Here is a 933-nt window from a genome sequence, read left to right as displayed (position 1 = left end):
GTCCGTGAGGGCGGGAAGGAGCAGTGGGGCGGGATGAACGACGGCACGATCACTCTTCCCTGGCTCGTCGTCCGGCAGGACGACAACGGCAACCGCTACCGCGTGGGCAGGTACGCCACTCGAGCCGAGGCTCAGAAGATCGCCGACAGCCTCGACAGCCGCGGTCACCGGCAGCTGTACTGGGTCGAACGCGTGGGGGAGACCTCCGGGAGCGGCGACGACGGCTGACCCGTCACCGCGGTCCGTCCGTCACCAGGGCCTGTCCGCCGCCGGGCCGCTCCGGGGGACCCTACCGCGGACCCGACCCGTGCCGGGCTCCCGTAGGCTCCGGCGCATGACCGAACGGATCGTGGTGGTGGGTGCCGCCCTGCTCGACGGCGGCCGTCTGCTCGCGGCGCGCCGCAGCGCACCCCCGGAGCTGGCCGGGCGCTGGGAGCTGCCCGGCGGAAAGGTCGAGCCCGGCGAGCGACCCGAGACCGCCCTCGTACGCGAACTGCGCGAAGAACTGGGCGTCGACGCCGAGACCGTCGACCGCCTTCCGGGCAGCTGGCCGCTGAAACCGCCCTACGAACTCCAGGTGTGGACCGCACAACTGCGCCCCGGATCCGCCGCCCCCGCACCCCTTCAGGACCACGACGAACTGCGCTGGCTGACGCCGTCCGAGATCTGGACCGTCCCGTGGCTGGACCAGGACATCCCCGCGGTGCGGGCCACCCTCCCGCGTCTGGCCGCCGTCCCACCGGATGCGTGAACCGTCGGACAGGCTGACACCGGAGGCGGTACTGGCCGCCGGATATCGGGTATGGGCCCATTAACCCCATGAAACCGGACATGGGTGGGCTCGCTGGCCTGGGAAGTGATCGGCGTGATCGACACCGAGGGCGACTGCGCCGCGTGGACCTTTCCGGCGGACCCCGGCGCGGTGCGCACGGC

Annotated in this window: 2 protein-coding genes and 1 pseudogene; all 3 read left to right on the top strand. The window is 72.3% G+C overall.

Translation table 11 applies throughout. The features are described from left to right. Positions 1–33: 33 nt before the first annotated feature. Complete coding sequence (locus tag BZY54_RS48675) at positions 34–228, top strand: SPOR domain-containing protein (protein ID WP_086731598.1); 195 nt, start codon at positions 34–36, stop codon at positions 226–228. Between the two features lie 106 nt (positions 229–334). Next, positions 335–751 carry a (deoxy)nucleoside triphosphate pyrophosphohydrolase gene (locus BZY54_RS48670; protein WP_086731597.1) on the top strand — a complete coding sequence of 139 codons (417 nt, stop codon included), beginning with the start codon at positions 335–337 and terminating at the stop codon, positions 749–751. An 84-nt stretch (positions 752–835) separates the two neighbouring features. Further along, positions 836–933, top strand: a pseudogene (locus BZY54_RS54550) (ATP-binding protein); the annotation flags it as partial.

This window comes from Streptomyces carpinensis, from assembly GCF_002154505.1.
GTDB lineage: Bacteria > Actinomycetota > Actinomycetes > Streptomycetales > Streptomycetaceae > Streptomyces > Streptomyces carpinensis.
Note: the sequence above shows the minus strand (reverse complement) of the source record. Positions and strands in the feature narration are given on the sequence as shown.

Bases quoted from the DNA above. Each gene is read 5' to 3' on its own strand.
- BZY54_RS48670 (WP_086731597.1), top strand. From the start codon at position 335: ATGACCGAACGGATCGTGGTGGTGGGTGCCGCCCTGCTCGACGGCGGC.
- BZY54_RS48675 (WP_086731598.1), top strand. From the start codon at position 34: ATGAACGACGGCACGATCACTCTTCCCTGGCTCGTCGTCCGGCAGGAC.